18 protein-coding genes are annotated in these 22030 nt (G+C 41.6%); 8 read left to right on the top strand and 10 right to left on the bottom strand.

All coding sequences use genetic code 11. The features are described from left to right. Positions 1-85: 85 nt before the first annotated feature. From DBR11_RS15120 to DBR11_RS15095, 6 genes are all read right to left on the bottom strand, one after another. On the bottom strand, positions 86-1360 hold the full coding sequence (locus DBR11_RS15120; RefSeq protein WP_108553496.1) for a metallophosphoesterase family protein: 1275 nt from the start codon (positions 1358-1360) through the stop codon (positions 86-88). Between the two features lie 6 nt (positions 1361-1366). Beyond that, positions 1367-2839, bottom strand: a complete 1473-nt coding sequence (locus DBR11_RS15115) for a SusD/RagB family nutrient-binding outer membrane lipoprotein (protein ID WP_108553495.1) — start codon at positions 2837-2839, stop codon at positions 1367-1369. Between the two features lie 12 nt (positions 2840-2851). Beyond that, positions 2852-6304 carry a SusC/RagA family TonB-linked outer membrane protein gene (locus DBR11_RS15110; RefSeq protein WP_199233849.1) on the bottom strand — a complete coding sequence of 1151 codons (3453 nt, stop codon included), beginning with the start codon at positions 6302-6304 and terminating at the stop codon, positions 2852-2854. A gap of 132 nt (positions 6305-6436) precedes the next feature. After that, on the bottom strand, positions 6437-7456 hold the full coding sequence (locus DBR11_RS15105) for a FecR family protein (RefSeq protein ID WP_108553493.1): 1020 nt from the start codon (positions 7454-7456) through the stop codon (positions 6437-6439). A 93-nt stretch (positions 7457-7549) separates the two neighbouring features. Continuing rightward, the gene (locus DBR11_RS15100) at positions 7550-8104 is read right to left on the bottom strand and encodes an RNA polymerase sigma factor (protein ID WP_108553492.1); all 555 of its coding nucleotides are present in this window, start codon (positions 8102-8104) and stop codon (positions 7550-7552) included. 57 nt (positions 8105-8161) lie between these two features. After that, positions 8162-9391 carry an NAD(P)/FAD-dependent oxidoreductase gene (locus DBR11_RS15095; protein ID WP_233260768.1) on the bottom strand — a complete coding sequence of 410 codons (1230 nt, stop codon included), beginning with the start codon at positions 9389-9391 and terminating at the stop codon, positions 8162-8164. A gap of 17 nt (positions 9392-9408) precedes the next feature. Here DBR11_RS15095 and DBR11_RS15090 point away from each other — a divergent pair, with 17 nt between their 5' ends. Both DBR11_RS15090 and purE read left to right on the top strand, forming a co-directional pair. Then, entirely contained in the window at positions 9409-10548 is a 1140-nt protein-coding gene (locus tag DBR11_RS15090) for a 5-(carboxyamino)imidazole ribonucleotide synthase (RefSeq protein ID WP_108553491.1), read from the top strand. Then, a complete protein-coding gene (gene purE, locus DBR11_RS15085) occupies positions 10548-11036 on the top strand; it encodes a 5-(carboxyamino)imidazole ribonucleotide mutase (protein WP_108553490.1) in 489 nt (162 codons plus the stop codon). Before DBR11_RS15090 ends, purE begins: the two co-directional genes overlap by 1 nt. Before the next feature lie 9 nt (positions 11037-11045). Here the strand turns inward: purE and DBR11_RS15080 are convergent, their stop codons facing one another. Next, a complete protein-coding gene (locus tag DBR11_RS15080) occupies positions 11046-11609 on the bottom strand; it encodes a YqgE/AlgH family protein (protein WP_108553489.1) in 564 nt (187 codons plus the stop codon). A 50-nt stretch (positions 11610-11659) separates the two neighbouring features. On the opposite strand from DBR11_RS15080, the gene pdxH reads away from it, so the two are divergent. The 4 genes from pdxH to DBR11_RS15060 are packed head-to-tail and all read left to right on the top strand — an operon-like array spanning position 11660 to position 15800. Next, positions 11660-12310, top strand: a complete 651-nt coding sequence (pdxH, locus tag DBR11_RS15075) for a pyridoxamine 5'-phosphate oxidase (RefSeq protein ID WP_108553488.1) — start codon at positions 11660-11662, stop codon at positions 12308-12310. A 25-nt stretch (positions 12311-12335) separates the two neighbouring features. Continuing rightward, positions 12336-13226 carry a 3-hydroxybutyryl-CoA dehydrogenase gene (locus DBR11_RS15070; protein ID WP_108553487.1) on the top strand — a complete coding sequence of 297 codons (891 nt, stop codon included), beginning with the start codon at positions 12336-12338 and terminating at the stop codon, positions 13224-13226. A 30-nt stretch (positions 13227-13256) separates the two neighbouring features. Next, on the top strand, positions 13257-14279 hold the full coding sequence (gene ruvB, locus DBR11_RS15065) for a Holliday junction branch migration DNA helicase RuvB (RefSeq protein ID WP_108553486.1): 1023 nt from the start codon (positions 13257-13259) through the stop codon (positions 14277-14279). 12 nt (positions 14280-14291) lie between these two features. Beyond that, positions 14292-15800 carry a carbon-nitrogen hydrolase family protein gene (locus tag DBR11_RS15060; protein WP_108553485.1) on the top strand — a complete coding sequence of 503 codons (1509 nt, stop codon included), beginning with the start codon at positions 14292-14294 and terminating at the stop codon, positions 15798-15800. A gap of 4 nt (positions 15801-15804) precedes the next feature. Here DBR11_RS15060 and DBR11_RS15055 read toward each other — a convergent pair whose 3' ends face one another. Next, positions 15805-16011 carry a hypothetical protein gene (locus tag DBR11_RS15055; protein WP_108553484.1) on the bottom strand — a complete coding sequence of 69 codons (207 nt, stop codon included), beginning with the start codon at positions 16009-16011 and terminating at the stop codon, positions 15805-15807. A gap of 80 nt (positions 16012-16091) precedes the next feature. On the opposite strand from DBR11_RS15055, the gene queG reads away from it, so the two are divergent. Continuing rightward, positions 16092-17030 carry a tRNA epoxyqueuosine(34) reductase QueG gene (gene queG / locus DBR11_RS15050; RefSeq protein WP_108553483.1) on the top strand — a complete coding sequence of 313 codons (939 nt, stop codon included), beginning with the start codon at positions 16092-16094 and terminating at the stop codon, positions 17028-17030. Positions 17031-17043: 13 nt separating this feature from the next. Here queG and DBR11_RS15045 read toward each other — a convergent pair whose 3' ends face one another. Beyond that, positions 17044-18918, bottom strand: coding sequence for a M1 family metallopeptidase (locus DBR11_RS15045; protein WP_108553482.1), 1875 nt, complete (start codon positions 18916-18918; stop codon positions 17044-17046). A gap of 6 nt (positions 18919-18924) precedes the next feature. Next, complete coding sequence (locus DBR11_RS15040; RefSeq protein WP_108553481.1) at positions 18925-19896, bottom strand: 3'-5' exonuclease; 972 nt, start codon at positions 19894-19896, stop codon at positions 18925-18927. Positions 19897-20047: 151 nt separating this feature from the next. Here DBR11_RS15040 and DBR11_RS15035 point away from each other — a divergent pair, with 151 nt between their 5' ends. Then, positions 20048-22030, top strand: coding sequence for a DUF3857 domain-containing protein (locus DBR11_RS15035; RefSeq protein ID WP_108553480.1), 1983 nt, complete (start codon positions 20048-20050; stop codon positions 22028-22030).

Raw genomic sequence — 22030 nt, 5'->3', positions numbered from 1 at the left:
ATATGTTTTCATGATCGAACCTCAGGGCCTGAAGCTCTTCGCGAAAGGTCCAGAGAGATCAGAAAACATATTTTCACCACAAATTTTACTTTTCTGCCGGATTTAAGTCTTTAAAAGCCGCAGCCTGATCCCGGTTTGTCTTTTTCAATGAAAAAGCATCAAACAATTCTCCCGATGCTTTATAAGCCTCAAATTTCAGGTCCTGTCCATCGATATGAATCAACTGGAACAACTGCGTGTTCTCCAGAGATACATTCATCCATTTTTTACCGTCTACTTTGTACATCTTAGGACCCGATACTGATACCAGGTATACAGGGCCACTTACATCTCTGCCCGACAGCCCTCGTGGTAAATTCTGCCCTCTGCTATAGGTATGATCATGCCCCTGCAGTACCAGATCTACATGGTACCGGTCAAAAAGAGGTTTGAATCTTTCTCTGAACTCTTTATTGTCCCGGCTTTTGGAGGTCGAATAAATGGGATGGTGAAACGTAACCACAGTCCATAAGTTTTTATTTTCTTTGAGTACCTTTTCCAGCCATTCGTACTGCAATTTTTCGGCCGTTTCATCCAAAGTAATCAACTGGGAATCCAGTGAAATGACACGTAAGTCCTGATAATCTATATAAAAGACAGATTTTTCCAGACCTTTAGGTCCGTTGTCTGGCAGGGTGTATTGTACCCCCCAATGCGGATCCAATATCAATTGTTTTTGATCATTACGAATATATTCGTGGTTGCCTGGTGAAGGAATACTTGGAATCATACCATTGATAAAGCCTCCTCCGTAATGCCATTCTCCCCATTCTTTGTCATTATTGGAACGGTTGATCAGGTCTCCGGTGTGAATGATGAAGCGGGCATCCGGCTGATGGGAGAATGCCTTTCGGATAACCCTCGACCATTTAGACCTGATGTCATTTTGTGCATCGCCCAGATAGATAAAAGAAAAAGGTGCAGGCTGGGCCGGGGCTGTAGTAAACTGGAACCACTCACTCCAATACTCTCCTGCTCCTACTCTGTAGGCATAAACAGTATTGGGCTTCAGATCTTTAAATGTTACATGATGGTAATTTGCAGTGGCATAATTCTGTCCTCCGGATAGGGTCTGGGTACCTGCATCCAGTGTAGCTACTGCAGTCTCCAGCTCAGGGCTGGAATCCTCAGCTTTAATCTGGGCTTTGGCGGCTTTAATGGTGGTATCTGTCCGCCAGGTTACGGTTTGGCTAGTGGATGGATTTCCGGACCAGGTTAAAATAACCCGGTCTGGAAAAACTTTTGGAGAAAAGTCCTGTGCTGTAGCCTTCCAAGAGGTAGCCATCAGCAGCAGACATATATATATCTTGATTTTGTTCATTTTGTTTTATTTTAAATACCACATTAAGGTATATTGATTATCTGCACCGAAAACAGAAACAGCTTTCTGATAGTTGACTTTGTTTTTGGCACTTTCTGAATCTGGATAGATATAACGCTTAGGGATACCACGGCCAGCAGCCAACGGACCTGTTACAAATGCAGGGAGTCCGGTACGGCGCTGATCAAACCAGCCTTCTGCCCCTTTAAACAGCATAGCCATCCATTTCTGGGTGATCAGTTGCTCCAAACTGCCATCATATTTAACCAGTGTCTGATCAAAATATCCAGCCGGCGCCACTGCTCCATAACTGCTCATGGACTCTTTTATTCCTTTGTAATACATAGATTCTGCTGTTTCTCCCGGCATGCTAAGCTTTCCTTTTTGCATGGCTTCGGCAAGAATAAAACACATTTCAGTATAGGTCATTAAGCTGGCTTTAAGTGCGGGATTTGATGCACCGCCGTTTTTTCTAAAAAATGAGTTAGAGAAAACAGAAACATGGTCTTCACCCCCATTATAAGCTGAAGGTGCATCTATAGCATTGGGCACACCAACATATTTGTTCTGATCTACTGTTGATCCTGCTGTACTTTTAACTGGTTCTACCCAAATGGCCAGTCTTGGGTCATTGCGTTGGGTTAAGCGGTCAACCAGTTCCTTGCTCACCTTGGTTTTTTGGTAATCGAAATCGATCATAGCCAAAGGACCTGCAGGCCAACTGTAACCCGCTGTAGTACCCAGATAGACCATCTCCGCATTGTCTGCACTGCTTTCAAAAATCGGGAAAGAAGATTTATCATTAATAATGGCCTGCATTTCTGTAAATGCGGGCCCATAAACCTTGGAAATGCGCAACAGCATTCTTAGACGCAGGGTATTTGCGAATTTACGCCATTGAAGGGCTTTGCCTTTAAAAAGCACATCGCCTTTTGCATTAATTTCCGGATTGGCACCTTTCAACAGATCATTGGCTTCCCGGAGCTCTCTCAAAAGGTCAGGATAGATACTTTGCTGCTGGTCATACTCCGGGTAAATGATATTGCTTTCCTTTGATTTCAGCGCTTGCGAATAAGGGACATCTCCGTATAAATCGGTCAGGTAACCAAAATTAAAGGCTTTCATGATTTTACTGATGGCCACATATTGGTTCTCCGAACGTTTTTGAGCTGTTTCCAGAAAGGTTTTATTCACCGATAAACGGGAATAAATATCATTCCAGTCTACAGGACCCCAATCTAACAGATCATACCCAGTATTACGCACCAAGGTTAGGTACCTGGCTGCAGAAGCCGGCCTTCTGTCGACTGCGTTTTCCTGATAGGCATAGGCGGTGGACAAAACCACTTCTGACATTAAGAATTCGGTATTGGTGGTTTCCGGAGAATTGGGATTGGTATTAATCTCTTCAAAATCCTTGGTGCAGGCACCTAAAACGGTCATTAACAGGACCAGTATTGTTTTATATTTAAGTTTCATGGGGTATACAAATTAAAAATTACAGCTGAATTTAAGACCATAAGAGCGGGTACCTGGCAAGGTCCAATGGCCAACACCTTGTTTAAAGCCATCACTGATGCTCATTGTGGTTTCCGGATCATAACCTAATCCGTTAGAGGCCCAGGTGTATAAATTCCTGCCAATCAGAGAAACAGATAAATTGCTGATGGGTAGTTTGTGCAGCAGGTTTTTACTAAACACATAGGTTAGAGAGGCTTCCCGAAGTTTAATAAAAGTTGCGGTATAGGTTAAACGCTCATAAAATTTATTATACGTATTGTCGTAAAAATCTGAGGCCGCAATGATTACATTATTTTCTTTGTAGGTTCCATCACCGTTGGCAATATAACCTGGTATGATCATTCCATCATTACGCTTTAATCCCTGAGAGTCAGTCCATGGCAAACCTCCGGTCTGAGCGTCTCTTCCCACCAGGGTATTGTCTGTTAAACCAGCAGTAAGCAAACTTTTAACCACGTAAGAATAGAAGTTACCGCCCTTACGCCAGTCGAGTAAAAAGTTCAGGGTAAAATTTTTATAGGTAAAGGTATTGTTCAAACCAACAGTGAAATCCGGGTTGTAATTGCCCACCTTAATATACTCAGCTGAATTGCGGATATAGTGCCCATTTTTATCGAGCAAAGCTGCACCTGCATTAGGGCCATTAGGCACTTTGGTATAGCTTGGCGTATAGAAATCACCAATCTTGGTTCCTTCTTTAATGAGGTAACGGATATTATCCCCGTCGGCGCTACCCATAGAATATTCTGACAGGCCATCCATCAATGAAATTACTTTGTTTTCATTTTTGGTAAAATTGGCGCTGAACTCCCATTTGAAGGCTCCTTGAACTGGTGTGGCATTTAAACCGATTTCCCATCCGCTGTTCTGAATATTTCCAGCATTGATCAAACGGTTTGAAGCACCCGAGGCAATGGTAGTGGGTATATTAATGATCTGGTTGCGTTTATTGGTTTTATACCAGGTGACGTCCAGGCCAATCCTGTTAGATAAAAAGCGTAAATCTGTACCAAACTCATAGGAACTCGCAATTTCGGGCTTTAAAAAGTTATTCTTCAGGTTAAATTCAATCGTCGCTCTTTTCACATCGCCCCAGTCCTGATTAAAAGGAATGGTATTGTACAATTGGTAAGGATCGGTATCACTTCCTACTTGTGCCCAGTTTGCCCTGATTTTGGCAAAGGATAGGATGTCGGATTTGATCTTAAAAACATCGGTTACAATGGTGCTCAGGGAAACGGAAGGATAGAAATAAGAATTGTTTTGTGCAGGCAATGTACTGGACCAGTCATTTCGGCCGGTGACATCTAAAAAGACCATATCTTTAAAAGAGGCCTGCCCCACACCATATAAACTGTTGATCCGTTTTCTGGATTTGTAGGAACTATTGCTGATGGTTCCTGCCTGGGCATTGCTGATGTTATAAATACCCGGAATACTCAGGCTTTCTGTACCTTGGGCGGTACCTCTGGCCGTTTGGTTCATTTGGTTACCTCCAACAGATACGCCAAAGAACCAATCCTGATTCAGGTTTTTCTTATAGCTCAATAAAAAGTCTGAATTCTGCTCGCTAAAATAGCTGTTGTCTACACTATAGCCGCCGAACTTAAAACGCTTGGAACTGAACGGGCGTTTAGTTTCATGCTGCTCATTGTACATATCCAAGCCTGTGCGCACCATAAAACTCAGGTCTTTGTTCAGATCTATCATGGCTTGTACATTTCCGGTTAAACGATTTCTGTCATAACCATTAATATGCTCATTCGCCACAAAATACGGATTATCGGAATCATCCGGAGAGAACTGTTCGATATTCTCACGCCCTGGTTTCCAATAGTTCTTCAGGTCGTTGATGTTCATATTAGAAGGCATGGAATAAATCATTTGCGTTACGCTTTCTCTGTAAGCGGAAGGCCGGTTATCACTTTTGTTCTTCACATAGCCAATATTGGTGCTGATCTTAACTTTAGGATGCAATACATAAGTAGCGGCCAGGTTCAGGGTATTTCTGCTCAGATCTGTATTGGGCACTATACCTTTATTGACCAGATTGGTATAAGATAGTCTGTAATTACCGTCTGCATTTTTACCTGTAATAGCGATATTATTGGTATACGTTGAGCCGGTCCTGTAAAAATCTTTGGCATTGTTGGGATGGGATACCCAATCTGTAGGCACTGGTTTTCCACTTGCATCTAAAGGACTGTTCCATTGCAGGTGTTTGGTTCCTACATCCAGTCTTGGGCCCCATGCGTCTGAAGTTGAAACGGCCGGGTCATCGGTATACTCACCCGCGCCGAACTGGTTCTGAAAATGAGGAAACATCCAGGCCTTATCAAACATAGCATTGCTATTAAAACTTACTCCAAGTCCTTTTTTTCCTGCTGATCCGCTTTTTGTGGTGATCAGCACTACCCCACTTCCGGCCCGGCTGCCATACAAGGCAGCTGCACTGGCCCCTTTCAGGATCGTAATGCTTTCTACATCATCCGGGCTGATGTCGGCTACAGGACTTCCATAATCTACAGAAGAGCGTCCGACACTGGCTGGCGTACGCAGAGAATGCGCTACAGGAACTCCATCAACCACAAATAAAGGTTGATTGTCTGTAGCAATAGAAGACTGTCCTCTGATCGTGATCAATGCAGTAGAGCCTGGATCTGATCCGGTACTCACAATATTCACGCCGGCCACCTTCCCTGCAAGCGAGTTGACCACATTGACTTCTTTTACGGTATTGACATCGCTTCCTTTTACGGTAGCAATGGAATAACCAAGTGCTTTTTCTGAACGTTTGATGCCCAGTGCCGTCACTACCACTTCTGATAATGCGGTTTCATCAGGAACTAAGCTTACATTTAAACTGCTTTCTCCATTGACATCCAGTTCTTTAGTTTGATAGCCCATCATCTTAAAAATGATACGGGCATTTGGATGCTGTACGTTTAAACTGTAATCTCCGCTTAGGTTGGTTGTTGTACCATTGGAGCTTCCTTTTTCCAAAATACTTACCCCCGGTACAGGCAATCCTTTTTCATCACTAACTTTTCCTTTGACCCGAAAAGCCTTTTTAATGATGATCTGTTTGTTCTGAATGGTGTAAGTTAATTGTAAAGGCAGCAATACTCGGTTCAGCAGCTCGCCGACAGGCTCATTTTCTGCTTTTAGATTATTGATCTCTTTAGTCAAAAGAACCTCTTTATTGGTATAAATAAAGGTGAGTTCTGTTTTTTTCTCCAGGCTTTTGAACAGTTCGGTGAGGGTGCCGTGTTTAAAGTTGAAGCTCACTCTTTCTGTTAAGCCCTGCGCATGTACAGGGGATGCCTGTCCTGCAACGAACATCATAGAGAGCAGTACATAGCTGAGGATAAAAAAACGCATTACTTTAAAAATTAATTGATGAGTCACTGCGGACTTTTTCATAACTTTGTGTGTTTTAATCATTGATGGGTTAAAATAAATTTTTAATGCCCCCGGGTTGCGTCAACAACCTGATGGCGAAGATTCCGTAGCCTCGGATGCGTCAACATCTGAGGCTATTTTTTTAATAGCTGTCTAGTTACATTTTCCTCCTTTTATATAGATCGTTTGTTTGTTGATGGTATAATTGATATCCAGCGTAATTTTCAGGGTTTGAAGAACTTCAGCAAGCGCTATATTTTTAAAGCTTGCTGTAAGCTTGCAGTCTTTAAAATCATGTTCTGACTGTATGCGCACCTGGTACCTGCGCTCAATAGCTTCAAAAACTTCTTGTACCGGTGTTTGATTGAACATCAGTTTTCCGCTGATCCATGCATTTGCATCTGCCGCTTCCTCTACATTTTCCTGATGAAGTTTTCCGGAAATACGGCTATAAATGGCTTTTTGATTGGGCAGAAGGTGTATGGCTGCAGATTGTGTACCTGCAGAGTCCCTGGATACCGCGACTTTACCCGTCATTACCGTAACTTCAGGCTGGTATTTTGCCCAGGCTTTAATATTGAAACTGGTGCCCAATACCCGTGTTTGAAGATTTAAACTCTTAACAATAAATGGGTGCTTTACGTCGCGCTTTACTTTAAAGAAGCCTTCTCCCCTTAACTGAACATTTCTGATGGCTGCTGTTTGGAGATTTTTAGGAAAACGGATACTGCTTCCTGAATTCAGCCAAACCTCGGTACTATCAGGTAGCAGTACTTTCAGGATCTGTCCTGCTGTTGATGCTTCAATCATCCAGCCTGCAGCATCACCTTGAGGTACAGGTTTTCTATTTTGAAAAAATATACTGAGTAAAATCATCCCACCCAATATTGCAGCAACAGCGATCCAACGTTTGAAAACAACCTTCAGCCTTTTTTCGTCAGTCGCTTTAACCGAATCTAGTTTTATAACCACAGATTTGATTTGGGCAAAGCTTTCTTCCCATCCACCTTGTTTTGGAATTTCTGCCGTATCGTTCCAAAGCTTGCAGGCTTGCTCAAATTGCTGCTGATGTACAGGATCCTGATCCAACCATTGTTTTAGGCGTTTTTCATTTTCTTTGTTGTCTTCGCCCGATACATGTGACAATATTAATTTCCAGATCTCTTGGTCCATTCTTATCCTGTTTACTATAGACAAGACAATAAAACCGGGTGCTTCTACGGGCCGGGATACGTTAAGATTCCATTAACAATACGTTAAGTGATTTTACCTGAATTCTTCTTCGTGCCGCGTTACCTTTTCCTGAAGGAACTGAAACCCTTTGACCAGGTGGTCTTCAACAGTTCTTACCGAAATATCCAGAAAGTTTGCAATTTCCTTATAACTAAAGCCGTCAATTCTATAAAGGTAAAAAACAAGTCTTCGTCTTTCTGGTAATTGATCGATCAGCTTATAAAGTGCCCGGTTCCGGTCCTTTTCCTGGTAGGCTTGTGAGGGGTCTGGATTTTGATCTGGAATCAGTGGTATCTGTTCATCTTCCAGAATACTGAACTGCACTCTGGAATTTTTAAGGTACGTAAGGGCCGCATTTTTAACTGAACGGAACAGATAGGCTTTTTCTTCGGAAATTTGCACCTTGTTTTTCCATATGCCAATAAAAACATCATTCAAAAGGAGTTGTGCTTCTTCAGCATCTTTGACCAGGTACACGGCATATTTGATCAGCGTGGGGTACATACGCCGGTAAAGATCTTCGAATGTCTTCAGGTCATACACCGGGGTATGATGTTCTGCTGATCCGGCTGTACTGTGATTCCCCATAAAATATAGGGCGAAATTAGGCCTGTAAAGTGAGCCTCACATTAAGCGGATATTAAATTATAATACTTGTGCTATAACATAACCACTTGCCCAGGCCCATTGAAAATTATAACCACCCAGCCATCCGGTCACGTCTACGCACTCTCCGCCAAAATAAAGTCCCGGCATTTTTTTGCATTCCATCGTTTTAGAGGACAGTTCATTGGTATCAATCCCTCCCCTCATCACCTCTGCTTTATCGTAGCCTTTATCTCCTGCAGGTTTCACTTTAAAAAGGTGTATCGTATTATGGATCAGTTCCATTTCTGCTTTGGTTAGATCAGCTACAGGTTTGTCAACAGGCAAAAATTTAGACATCGCTTCGGTGAATTTACGAGTATAGAAACGATTGAACAGGGTTGAAAGCAGGTTTTTACCCTGATGGCTGCGCTCCTGCTCCACAAGTTCAGAAATATTTTGACCAGGTAACAGATCAATATTGATCGTTTCTCCTTTTCTCCAGTAGGAAGAGATCTGCAGGATAGATGGGCCACTTAATCCCCAATGGGTAAAAAGTAGATTCTCCTCAAAAGAGATCTGATCGTTACTGACCTCACAGAAAACCGTATTTCCGGAAAGTCGTGCATACCATTCCTCATCTTTTCCTGTAATGGTGAGTGGTACCAATGCCGGAGCTGTTTCTACCAATTTGAGGCCCAGTTTCCGGGCCAGACGGAGGGCAAAATCCGTAGCGCCCATTTTAGGGATAGGTAAGCCTCCGGTAGTTATTACAACTTTATTGGATTGCAATTGAATACTTTTTCCTCCTTTGGTATAACTTACAACATAACCTTCCCCATTTGCACTGATGTCTGTAACTTCTGCCCCGCACCTGATCTGCTGGTCCATATCCCGGCAAAGGCCGGTAAAAACTTCTACGACATCTTTTGCATTTTTATCGTCTGGAAAAAGTTGCCCAAGTGTTTTTTCTTTTCCGGTAATTCCATACGTTTCAAAAAAGTTGATGGTATCTTCTACCGTCCACTGAGTGAAAGCTGATTTCATAAAATGTTTATTGCCCGAAATGAATTGTTCATCGCTGGCAAACAGGTTGGTATAATTACACCGCCCTCCTCCTGAGATCAGGATTTTAGCGCCTGGCTGTGCCCCCTTCTCCAACAAAATCACCTTTTTCCCCAGGAAGCCCGCCTGCACTGCACACATCAATCCGCAGGCACCGGCCCCAATAATTATAGCATCAGCATCCATCAATCCGTTTATATTGTTATTTTTGTGCAAAATAAGCATAACTTTTTCATATTGATATGGCAAAACAAATAAGTGATTTAAAACTGGGTATATTGGGCGGCGGACAATTAGGGCGAATGCTGATACAGGAAGCCATTAATTACAACGTTACCAGCCTGGTCTTGGATCCTGATCCTGATGCTCCCTGCAAACACATTTCAAACTACTTCGAATGCGGTTCCATTACAGATTTTGATACCGTTTATAATTTTGGAAAAAAAGCCGACCTGCTGACTATCGAAATTGAGAAAGTAAATATTGAAGCTCTGGAACAGCTGGAAAAAGAAGGCAAAATGGTTTACCCTCAATCCAGGGTGATCCGACTAATCCAGGACAAAGGGGTGCAAAAACAGTTCTTTAAAGAAAACGATATTCCAACAGCTCCTTTCCAACTTGTGAACGGAAAAGACGACATGTTCAACACCAGCTTTGGTTATCCTTATATTCTAAAACAGCGTAAAGATGGATATGATGGTAAAGGTGTAATGAAAATTTCAAGTCAGCATGATATAGACAATGCCTTTGAAGGACCTTGTTTGATTGAGGAGCTGATCGATTTTGAAAAGGAAATTGCGGTAATCGTTTCCAGAAACCCGAACGGTGATGTAAAGACCTTCCCGATGGTAGAAATGGAATTTAATAGTGAAGCCAACCTTGTCGAATTTCTGATCAGCCCTTCTACCTATCCGGAAAACATACAACAGCGGGCAGAAACGATTGCAAAGAATATTGCTTCTGCTTTAAACATCACAGGACTTCTGGCTGTGGAAATGTTCATTACTAAAGATGGGGAAATCCTGGTGAACGAACTGGCTCCAAGGCCGCACAACAGTGGTCATCAGACTATAGAAGGCAATTATGTATCTCAGTTTGAGCAACATTTAAGAGCAATCTGCAATTTACCTTTAGGAGATACACGTTCTATTACCAATGCGGTGATGATCAATTTACTGGGAGAAAAGGGGCATGAAGGCGTGGCTAAATACCAGGGATTGGAAAAGATCATGGCTATTGATGGTGTATATGTACACTTATACGGCAAAAAATACACAAAACCTTTTCGCAAAATGGGCCATGTGACCATTATAGACCAGAACCGCGAGAAAGCAATCGAAAAAGCAAACTACATTAAACAAACTTTAAAAGTAATTTCATAATGAGCATAAAAGTAGGCATAATAATGGGCAGCAAATCTGATTTACACATCATGCAGGATGCAGCCGACATTTTAAAAGATTTTGGTGTGGAGTTCGAAATGACTGTCGTTTCTGCTCATCGCACACCTGAAAGAATGTTCAATTATGCAAAAGAAGCTGCTTCAAGAGGCCTAAAAGTAATCATTGCTGGCGCAGGTGGTGCAGCGCATTTACCTGGAATGGTTGCGTCTATCACGGTTTTACCGGTGATCGGCGTGCCGGTTAAGTCATCAAACTCTATTGATGGATGGGATTCTATTTTGTCTATTCTGCAGATGCCTAATGGCATTCCGGTAGCAACAGTAGCTTTAAATGCGGCAAAAAATGCAGGATTGCTGGCCGCACAGATTCTTTCGACCGCAGATGAAGCACTTGCAGTCAAAATGCAGGAATACAAGGACGAACTGAGAAGAAAGGTAGAAGAAACTGCAGCTGAACTAGAGGATTAACGTCAAAAACTAATTTAAATTGGGGTTTTGAGGAAAATTGCTCACATGAGCATACTTAGGCCCAAGGTTAATAATGGCTTCTCGCCATACTTCTTCCTCATTAGAAGAAAATACAACATCTGGATGGTATTGATCGGATACGATCCAGGTGTTTTCTTCCAGCTCATTCTTCAGCTGTTCTGCTCCCCAGCCCGAATATCCTATGAAAAATTTGATCTCGTCCTGACTGATGCTATTGTTGTTCATCAGAATGGTCAGGGCTTCAAAATTACCACCCCAATAAATTCCTGGTGCGATTTCTTCACCGTCATTCAGCTTGTCATAGCAGCGGTGAATGAAATGTATGGTATCTGTGGCTACAGGGCCACCATAGTAAACTGGAAAATCTGCACTTTCCATTTCAGCAATCAAATCACTGACCAGCAGATCGCTCTTGTGATTCAATACAAAACCTAAGGTTCCAGTTTCTGCATGTTCTGCAATAAGAACTACGGAACGTCGGAAATTAGGGTCATTTAAAAATGGCTCTGAAATTAATAATTTACCGGAAGATGGCTTTAAAGGGCTTAACATTTCGGAAAAATAGGGATAATTTTGATTAAACTAAAACCTATTTTTGTACTATGGATTTGAGCACAGAAACTTTACAGAATTTAAGACAGGATTACCGCTCCGCCGAACTTTCGGCAAGTGATGTGGACAGGGATCCAATTGAACAGTTTGCTAAATGGTTTAAAGACGCTTTGAATGCAAAACTTTATGAACCTAATGTAATGACTTTGGCCACAGCGGATCATTCAGGGCGGCCTTCTGCCAGAATTGTATTGCTTAAAGGATTTGACCAGAAGGGTTTTACCTTTTATACAAATTACAACAGTGCAAAAGGTAAAGAAATGGAAGAAAATCCGCAGGCCTGCCTGGTATTTTTCTGGGCTGAACTGGAAAGACAGGTTCGGATTGAAGGAAGGGTTTCTAAGGTATCTGCTGAAGTTTCTGATCAGTATTTCCATTCCAGGCCAACAGGAAGCCAGATCGGAGCTTCTGCTTCTCCTCAAAGTACTGTGATTGAAAGCCGTGAATTACTGGAAGAAAAAGTTAAGGAGCTGACTCAAAAATATAAAGATATCGAGATACCAAGGCCTGAACATTGGGGCGGATATATCGTAGAGCCAAGTCATATAGAATTTTGGCAAGGTAGACCAAGCCGTTTACACGACCGGATCAGTTATGAACTGGTAGACGGAAACTGGACAATTAACAGATTAGCACCATAAAAAAACAACCATATATATTCATTCTATGAAGAACATTGCAGTAATTGGCTCCGGTACCATGGGTAATGGTATTGCCCATACTTTTGCTCAATTCGGGTATGCAGTCACTTTGATTGATATCAATAACGAGGCTCTGGACAGAGCACTGGCTACCATCAACAAAAATCTGGACAGGCAGGTAGTGAAAGGCACGCTGACTGATGCGCAAAAACAAGCAACCATCCATAACATTACCCGTTCTACGGACGTGAAGACAGGTGTCAGTGAGGCTGATCTGATTGTAGAGGCAGCGACGGAAAACCTGGAGTTGAAACTAAAAATATTTAAAGATTTAGCTGCCTTTGCTAAACCAGATGCTATTTTAGCTAGTAATACTTCTTCTATCTCTATTACGCAGATCGCATCGGTGACCAACCGGGGTGACAAAGTGATCGGCATGCATTTTATGAATCCTGTACCGGTGATGAAACTCGTAGAGGTGATTCGCGGATATGCGACCAGTGACGAAACCACAGCTCAGGTAATGGAACTTTCTGCAAAACTGGAGAAGGTTCCTGTTGAGGTAAATGACTATCCGGGCTTTGTTGCCAACAGGATCCTGATGCCGATGATCAATGAGGCCATTGAAACTTTATTTGAAGGCGTGGCCGGCGTAGAAGAAATTGATACCGTGATGAAGCTCGGCATGGCTCACCCAATGGGTCCGCTCCAGCTGGCCGACTTTATTGGTCTGGATGTTTGTCTGGCCATTTTAAAGGTATTGCATGATGGTTTTGGAAATCCTAAATATGCCCCTTGTCCTCTACTTGTTAATATGGTCATGGCTGGAAAAAAAGGGGTAAAATCCGGAGAAGGTTTCTATGATTATTCCAATGGCATAAAGGAAGCTAAAGTTGCAGCCAAGTTCTGCAGTTAATCCGCTCTATTATTTTATTAACTTTACAACATGAATGAAAATCTTGATGCCTCTTCTGAAAATCTGACGCCCATTGAACGTGATATAGAAAAAGTATTGCGACCGCAGGCTTTTGATGATTTTACAGGCCAGGACAAGATCATGGAAAACCTGAAGATCTTTGTAAAAGCAGCAAAACTACGGGGTGAATCTTTGGACCATGTCCTTTTACACGGTCCTCCAGGCCTTGGAAAAACCACATTGTCGCATATTATTGCCAATGAAATGAATACCGGGATCAAAGTTACTTCCGGACCGGTATTGGATAAACCCGGGGATCTTGCAGGCTTATTGACTAACCTGGAAACCGGTGACATTCTTTTTATTGATGAAATCCACCGTTTAAGTCCTCTGGTTGAAGAATATCTCTATTCTGCCATGGAGGATTTTAAGATTGATATTATGCTGGAGAGTGGGCCCAATGCCCGGTCAGTACAGATCGGACTGAACCCTTTTACACTGGTTGGCGCCACCACCCGCTCTGGTTTGCTTACAGCACCTTTAAGAGCCAGGTTTGGCATTAATGCCCGTTTGGCTTATTACGATGCCAAATTGCTCACCACCATTGTTCAGCGTTCTTCAGAAATCTTAAAAACACCGATTACTGATGAAGGTGCCTATGAAATTGCACGCCGGAGCAGAGGTACACCGCGTATTGCCAATGCTTTACTGCGCCGTACCAGGGATTTTGCTCAGATCAAAGGAAATGGTGAAATTGACACAGAAATTGCTCGTTTTGCATTGACCGCTCTGAATGTGGATGAACACGGGCTGGATGAAATGGATAACAAGATCCTGCTGACCATTATTGATAAATTTAAAGGTGGTCCTGTTGGTTTAAAAACCATTGCGACAGCAGTTGGCGAAGACGAAGGCACGATTGAAGAGGTATATGAGCCGTTTCTGATCCAGGAAGGTTATCTTATGCGCACCTCAAGAGGAAGAGAAGTGACTGAAGCTGCCTATATTCATTTAAAAAGACAATATCAGGCCCAAACAGGAAGGCTATTTTAGTTACAAACATATATGAATATACAACTCAGAAAACTTACTTTAGAGGACTATGACGACCTTAAAGAATCCATGTTACAGGCCTACGATACCCTCGGCGGCCAGATCTGGGGCAAACAGACGATAGCTAAACTGCTGAAATTGTTTCCTGAAGGACAATTGTGTATTGCGGTAGATGATAAGGTAGTCGCTTGTTCTCTTTCCATTATAGTAGATTATGACGAATACGGTGATAAACATACCTATGAAATGATCACTGGTTCTTATACTTTCTCTACACATGATCCTAATGGGGATACACTATATGGTATAGAGATTTTCGTTTCTCCGGAATACCGTGGTCTGCGCTTAGGAAGGAGACTGTATGAAGCAAGGAAAGAACTTTGCGAAAGCCTGAACCTGAAAAGCATCATCGCGGGAGGCCGCATACCGGGCTATCACGAGCACGCTGATAAACTGAGCCCCAGACAATATATTGATAAGGTGAAATCAAAGGAACTTTACGATCCGACCCTTACCTTCCAGCTTTCCAATGATTTTCACGTTAGGAAAGTATTGAAAAACTACCTTCCCGGCGACCACGAATCTAAGGAGTTTGCGACTTTAATTGAATGGAATAATATTTATTACCAGGGGGTTGACGCTTCTGCACGCTCTGCCAAAACGATTCGTATCGGTTTGGTACAATGGCAAATGCGTTTGTTTCCTACCATGGAAAGCTTTTATGAACAGGTTGAGTTCTTTGTGGATGCGGTGAGCGGTTATAAATCCGACTTTATTATGTTTCCTGAATTGTTCAATACTCCCCTTCTACAGCCTTATAACCATTTACCAGAGATGGAGGCTATGCGCAAATTGGCGGAATTGACGGAAGAAATTGTAGCCAAGATCCAGGAATATGCAGTTTCGTATAATGTCAATGTGATTTCCGGAAGTATGCCGATTCTGGAAAACAATAAGCTTTATAATGCTACTTATTTATGTCATAGAAGTGGTAAAACAGAAGAATACAGGAAAATACACATTACACCCAATGAACTCAAATATTATGGAATGGTGGGTGGAGATAAGATCAAGGTATTTGATACAGACTGTGGTAAGATCGGGATCCTGATTTGTTATGATGTAGAGTTCCCGGAATTAAGCCGGATCTATGCCGACCAGGGTATGCAAATCCTGTTTGTGCCTTTCTTAACAGATACACAGAATGGTTACACCCGGGTACGCAGATGCGCACAAGCCAGGGCCATAGAAAATGAATGTTATGTGGCCATTGCAGGTTGTGTAGGTAATTTGCCCAAGGTGAACAATATGGATATTCAATTTGCTCAATCGGCAGTATTTACCCCGTCTGATTTTGCTTTTCCAACCAATGCCGTAAAAGCGGAAACAACTCCTAATACCGAAATGATGCTTGTTGTAGACGTAGATTTACATCTTCTAGATGAACTGCACCACTTCGGTACAGTGAAGATATTAAAAGACCGCCGCAACGATCTTTATCAGGTGAAGTTGTTAAAATAGTGTTTTACCTGAATATTAACCAGTAGATCAATAAGGCGATGACCAGTATTGGGATGATCCATTTCAAAATAGGGCCAGCGCCATTTTTATCATATTCATTGACGGCCTGGGGCGAAGGCCCCGGGTCTTCCTGATGTTTTGCATAATTGGTTTCTACAGGTTTATGAGGAAGGTTTTGGCCCTCACTCAATTTTGTTTCGTTGGGTTCCATAACTTTATTTTTTAATGATTCTTATATAGAACAAACCAAGTTCTAAAAGGTTTCTGGCTAAACCTTATCTTTGCTTTGTGATGTTGAATAATTCTTCCCGGTACAGCAGATTGATTAAAGAAGAGGCTTTGCGCCTGGGCTTTATGCAATGTGGTATTTCCAGGGCTGGATTTCTGGAAGAAGAAGCACCGAGGCTGGAAAAATGGCTCAACCAAAATCACCATGGAAAAATGGCCTATATGGAGAACCATTTTGACAAGCGTCTGGATCCAAGACTATTGGTGGAAGATGCCAAATCGGTCATTTCTCTTACCTTGAATTATTTCCCGGAACAAGGTCAGACGGACCCGGAAGCTCCCAAGATCTCTAAATATGCATTTGGAAACGATTACCACGAGGTGATCAAAGAAAAACTTTTTCAGTTGCTGGAATTTATCCGGGAGCAGATTGGAGAAGTGAGTGGAAGAGCTTTTGTAGATTCTGCTCCTGTGCTTGATCGTGCCTGGGCTAAAAAATCAGGCATTGGCTGGGTGGGTAAAAATAGTAATATCATCAGTAAAAAGAGCGGTTCGTTCTTTTTTCTTGCAGAACTGATCATAGATCTGGAACTGGAGCAGGATATGCCTTTTTCAGCAGATCATTGTGGTACATGTACAAAATGCATCGACGCTTGCCCAACAGAGGCCATTCTGTCGCCCTACATTATCGACGCAAAAAAGTGTATTTCTTATCTGACCATTGAACTGAAAGATGAAATTCCCGCGAGCTTCAGCAACAAAATGGACAACTGGATGTTTGGTTGTGATGTTTGCCAGGATGTATGCCCTTGGAACCGGTTTGCGGTTCCTCATTCCGAACCTCAGTTCCAACCCAAGGAAAACCTGCTGCAAATGAAAAAGGAAGACTGGATGGACATCACTGAAGACGTCTTTAAAACTATATTTAAAAATTCTGCAGTGAAAAGAACCAAATTCAAGGGGCTTACGAGGAATATTGATTTCATAAAAAAAACCTCTTAAGAGGTTTTTTTTATTATTTTACTTTTACATGAAAGGTATTGTCACTTCCATCTCTATCAGGAACATGTGCGCTCCCCATTACTACCTTCTTCAAAACTTTTGAAGTAGGAATATCAATTTCTACTATGGTATCCCCCTTTTCCCAAATACCGATGGTTTTATGAACTTTTTCTTGAGAACCATCTTCATATTCCAGGTTCAGATCTACCGGAAGCGGTTTGGCACTTTTATTTTCAATTTTGATCAGATAACCCATATTGGTCAGCTCAACATCTTTGATCGCCATGTCTGTTACGCCTTCACTAAAGAACCATCGGTTCCAGAACCAATCCAGATTTTTACCTGAGCCCTCGTTCATACTATAGAAAAAATCATAGGGCATTGGATGTTTACCATTCCATTCTGAGATATAGTGGTGTAGCGCTTTGGTAAACAGTTCGTCACCCAGATAGTCTTTTACAAATAAATAACCAAGACCTGGTTTAGGATAAGAATTTGTAAAACTTCCGGATCCTTTGAGATCTGGTGTAAGCGTCATTACTGGCGAGTCATCTTTGGATCCTGAAGTGGCACCAGTTTGTGCTATGCCGTACTCATCTACCATAGTGGGCTCTATGCTTGGCGAGATCAGCCACTCTCCTATGGTTGCCCAGCCTTCGTCCATCCATCCATACTTGGTTTCGTTAATACCCATATAAAATGGAAACATCGTATGAAAGATTTCATGAACCGTTAGCGTGATTGAATTTTCCCTGTTTTCCAAGGGGTTATCGTTCACCATCATAGGATACTCCATTTGATCCAATCCATCAAATATCGTTTCGTGCGAATATGGAAACGGCCATTTAGGAAAATCATAGCACATGGCATGCACGGTCTTACGTGCAAAATCAATGACCTCATAATAATCCTTGTGTGAAGGATTGAAAGCTGCGTCTACCCTGGTCCTCCTCGAGGTTTTGGGATCAACCACCAAACTGGAAGATTTCCATAAATAATGATCACTGGTCGCAAATACAAAATCTGTTACATTTTTAGCCTCAAATTTCCAGGTATTCAGCGCCTTATCTTTGGTTACATTTTTTGCATCCAGGTTTTCTTTGGTAATCACATCTACCACACTGTCTGATTGCTCAGCCTTTTTCAGCCTTTCGGCAATCTCAGGTTGGAGAACATTTGCAGAATTGATCAGATCACCTGTAGCCCAAACTACAAAATCCTTTGGAACGGTCACCTCTGCTTTAAAATTGCAAAAATCATTATAAAATTCTTCTTCGCCTGTATAAGGATATTTATTCCAGCCGTCAATGTCATCATATACTGCAATTCTTGGAAAGAAATAAGCCACGAAATAGGAACCTTCATCTACCTGACCGGTACGCATATGCGATCCTTTGTTCAACACATAACTATAGCTTATGTTGACCTTGATGCTTTTGCCTGGTTCGAGTGCTGCAATAGCTGTGTACATATTGGTTCCCTGTTCTACCATGGCTTTTTTATCGATTACCTGGTTTCCAATCTTCAACGCTCCTATCTGTACTCCCTCGCCTAAATCAGACTCGTTAAACTTTGTTTTGCGTTCAACTCCTTTTTTATACAAATTGGGATAGAGCTTAAACCAGATCTGCTTTAAGGTATCAGGACTGTTATTTACATAAGTAATCTCTTCTGTTCCTTTGATCAAACGGCTCTGCGGATCAAAATTGACTTTAAGATCATACCCTGCCGTATTTTGCCAATACAGGGGGCCTGGTTTACCTGTTGACGAACGGGTGCCTTTGGTATAAGCCGCCTGAATTTCCGGTCTTAAAGGAAGTCCTTGCTGAGCAAATGCGCTAAAAGAGGCCAGAACGAACAGAAATGCAGAAAAAGAAAGTTTATTCATAACTCCTTATTTTCCGAACTTCATTTTTAATTGTTCCAGCATATCGTTGGTCACCTCTGCTGCCGGCTTATCTTTTTTGGCTGCTGGCTGAGGATTGCTATTGATAAAATTAGGCCTTGGAGCTACTGGTGTTTTTGGAGCAACGGATGGCTTTGGCGCCTTATTCTGTTCTTTCTTTTTATTCCATCTTACCCAGATTTCCTCAAGTTTTTTCTTGGTATATAAAGGAAAGTCTCCTTGTTTCATCCAGGCATAATAACTTGGTTCAATATCAAACACCTGTTCTACGGTTTTGCCTTTGTGTTTTCCGAAGTTAAACGTTTCCTGTCCTTCTTCATTGAAAACCATTCTTCCGGCAAAATCTACAGGTTTATTCATATTAGTGAAAGTATGCAGCGCTTCGACATCATTTTGGACGGGCTTACTGATGTTCCCTTGTTTGTCTTCAAAATCCGCGTCTTTGTAACGCTCTATTTGAGCAAGAAGTACATGATATGTTGCAGTAATATCTGCTTCTGCTGAATGTGCATTGACAATATCTTTGTCGCAATAGAATTTGTAGGCGGCACGCAGAGTACGCTGTTCCATCTGATGAAAGATGTTCTGAACATCTACAAACTTTCTGTCTGTCATATCAAAATCTATTCCGGCCTTTAGAAACTCCTCCAGCAACACCGGAATATCAAAACGATTGGAATTATAACCGGCAAGGTCTGCATCTCCAATAAAATCCGCCAGCTCCTGTGCTACTTCTTTAAAAGTGCGTTCCTGGGCAATATGTTCATCGTATATACCATGAATAAGGGAAGACTGAAGTGGAATGGGCATCTCTGGATTGACTCTTAACGTTTTGATCTCCTCGGTACCATCCGGCATTGCTTTCAATATAGCTATTTCCACTATACGGTCTGATCCAACATTTACACCTGTAGTTTCCAGGTCAAAAAAAGCAAGTGGGCGTTTTAAATTTAATTTCATGGGTATTAATACTGCAATTTTAAAGATATGATCATTTGATGATCAGTTTTAGTAGTTCCCAAAAGTCGTAAAAATCATTCAGTAATTTCTACTTTATTTAGCGTGGATCTTCAAGAAAATTATAAATTGCAGCTTTATTCCACGCTCAGCAATGAAAACACCTTTCTTAGTCCTTCTAATCTATACAGTATTTGGTCTCCCTGCCGCTTTTGCCCAGGATTTTGATTTCGGTAAACCCAACGGAGATGACCTCAACCTGAAAAAAACGGCCATAGACAGCAATGCCAATGCAGTTGTAATTAGAGAATTTGGCACAGCTTCAATTCAAATAGATGACAATGATGGCCACAGCTATGTGGACTATAAATACCATGTCAAGATTAAAATATTGAATAAGCTAGGATTTAATCAGTCGAACATAGAGATCCCCCTCTGGGTCTATAATAATGATAAAGAAGATGAGATGACAGACCTGACTGCCGCCACCTTTAATTTTATCAACGGCCAATTTGTAAGAACAGATCTGGACAAAAAGCAGGTATTTACAGACAATAGGAGCAAATATCTGAAAATCAAAAAATTTACCCTTCCCAATATCAAAGAAGGCAGTATTATTGAATTTACTTACAGAATCAACCGACGAAACATTTTTAATTTCGTGACCTGGGAGTATCAATCTGCCATACCAAAACTATACAGTGAGTTTATTGGCTTTATTCCTGCCATTTATAATTTTAATGCTTCGATCAGGGGCTATCTTAAGTTAAGCTCTCAAAAGGGAGACATTAGTAAGGACTGTCTAAGGATCCAGGGACAGAACATTGATTGTTCTAAGATGACCTATATTATGAAGGATATCCCTCCTTTTATAGAAGAAAGCTATATGACCGCTGCTTCTAATTTCAAATCGGCCATTTATTTTGAACTTTCTGATGTCCAGCACCTCAACGGTTACAAAAACAACATCACAAAGACCTGGAAGGATGTAGATTACGAATTGACCGGCGATAAGTCTTTTGGTGGCCAGATGAAAAGAAAGGATGTTTTTAAAGATCTTCTTCCTGTTGTGCTTAAGAATTCTAATGACGACCTAAATAAGGCAAAAGCTATTTATGCTTATATAAAGAAATCCATAGTATGGAACGGTTACAGAGGGAAGTATAGTGAAAACTCTATCAAAAAAGCACTTGACACGCATAGTGGCAATATAGGTGACATTAACCTGGCTTTGGTAGCTGCACTTTCTGCTGCTAATCTAGATGCGGAGGCGGTAATGCTTTCCACCCGGGAAAATGGAATCGTCAATAACTTATATCCAGTCATCAGTGATTTCGACTATGTGGTCGCTAAGGTCAATATAGCTGGTCAAAGTTATCTTTTGGATGCTTCAGATCCCCTACTCCCTTTTGGCCTGCTTCCAATGCGTTGTATTAATGACAGGGGCCGGGTAGTTAACCTTAAAAAGGAATCTTACTGGTATGATTTAAAGGCGAGCCAAAAGGACATCTCCAGATACACGTTTGACGGAGCACTCGCTGAGGACGGAAAGATTAAAGGTAAACTCATCACCTATTCCAACGGATACAGTGCACTGAATAAAAGAAATAAAATTCTGAAGGCTTCTTCTATAGATCAGTATGTAGAGAAACTGGATGAACAAATGCCTGAGATCAGCATTCTTAAACATAAGATCTCCAACCTGGATAGTCTTGATCTTCCTTTAATTGAAGACTATGATATTGAGATGAAGGTTTTTGATCGTATGAATGCACAGCAGTTTTATTTTAACCCTTTCTTTATAGACCATACGACAAAAAACCCTTTCAATTTAAGTGAAAGGAATTATCCGGTGGATTTGGCGGCAGCAAATGAAAAGCGCGTAAATATATTACTCAGGCTGCCATCAGGCTATACATTGAATGACCAGCCAAAAGACATGAATATCGCTCTTCCAGATGGAGGAGGAAAATACCTCAGTCAGATTTCATTTATGAATGATACGATTAATTTTAGCCAGGTCTTCCAGCTCAATAAGGCCATCTATACGCCTGAAGAATATTTGTCTTTGAAAGAATTCTTTAGCAGAATCATACAACAGCAAAAAACAGATCTTATCTTAAAAAAAGCTAAATAA

This window comes from Pedobacter sp. HMWF019, assembly GCF_003061025.1.
Lineage (GTDB): Bacteria > Bacteroidota > Bacteroidia > Sphingobacteriales > Sphingobacteriaceae > Pedobacter.
This window is presented reverse-complemented; position numbering and strand designations above follow the sequence as displayed.

Coding starts and splice junctions, on each gene's coding strand:
- ruvB (WP_108553486.1), top strand. CDS start 13,257: ATGAATGAAAATCTTGATGCCTCTTCTGAAAATCTGACGCCCATTGAA.
- pdxH (WP_108553488.1), top strand. CDS start 11,660: ATGGATTTGAGCACAGAAACTTTACAGAATTTAAGACAGGATTACCGC.
- DBR11_RS15100 (WP_108553492.1), bottom strand. CDS start 8,104: ATGGGGAATCACAGTACAGCCGGATCAGCAGAACATCATACCCCGGTG.
- DBR11_RS15060 (WP_108553485.1), top strand. CDS start 14,292: ATGAATATACAACTCAGAAAACTTACTTTAGAGGACTATGACGACCTT.
- DBR11_RS15055 (WP_108553484.1), bottom strand. CDS start 16,011: ATGGAACCCAACGAAACAAAATTGAGTGAGGGCCAAAACCTTCCTCAT.
- DBR11_RS15110 (WP_199233849.1), bottom strand. CDS start 6,304: ATGAAAAAGTCCGCAGTGACTCATCAATTAATTTTTAAAGTAATGCGT.
- queG (WP_108553483.1), top strand. CDS start 16,092: ATGTTGAATAATTCTTCCCGGTACAGCAGATTGATTAAAGAAGAGGCT.
- DBR11_RS15115 (WP_108553495.1), bottom strand. CDS start 2,839: ATGAAACTTAAATATAAAACAATACTGGTCCTGTTAATGACCGTTTTA.
- DBR11_RS15070 (WP_108553487.1), top strand. CDS start 12,336: ATGAAGAACATTGCAGTAATTGGCTCCGGTACCATGGGTAATGGTATT.
- DBR11_RS15120 (WP_108553496.1), bottom strand. CDS start 1,360: ATGAACAAAATCAAGATATATATATGTCTGCTGCTGATGGCTACCTCT.
- DBR11_RS15095 (WP_233260768.1), bottom strand. CDS start 9,391: ATGCTTATTTTGCACAAAAATAACAATATAAACGGATTGATGGATGCT.
- DBR11_RS15105 (WP_108553493.1), bottom strand. CDS start 7,456: ATGGACCAAGAGATCTGGAAATTAATATTGTCACATGTATCGGGCGAA.
- purE (WP_108553490.1), top strand. CDS start 10,548: ATGAGCATAAAAGTAGGCATAATAATGGGCAGCAAATCTGATTTACAC.
- DBR11_RS15040 (WP_108553481.1), bottom strand. CDS start 19,896: ATGAAATTAAATTTAAAACGCCCACTTGCTTTTTTTGACCTGGAAACT.
- DBR11_RS15035 (WP_108553480.1), top strand. CDS start 20,048: ATGAAAACACCTTTCTTAGTCCTTCTAATCTATACAGTATTTGGTCTC.
- DBR11_RS15090 (WP_108553491.1), top strand. CDS start 9,409: ATGGCAAAACAAATAAGTGATTTAAAACTGGGTATATTGGGCGGCGGA.
- DBR11_RS15045 (WP_108553482.1), bottom strand. CDS start 18,918: ATGAATAAACTTTCTTTTTCTGCATTTCTGTTCGTTCTGGCCTCTTTT.
- DBR11_RS15080 (WP_108553489.1), bottom strand. CDS start 11,609: ATGTTAAGCCCTTTAAAGCCATCTTCCGGTAAATTATTAATTTCAGAG.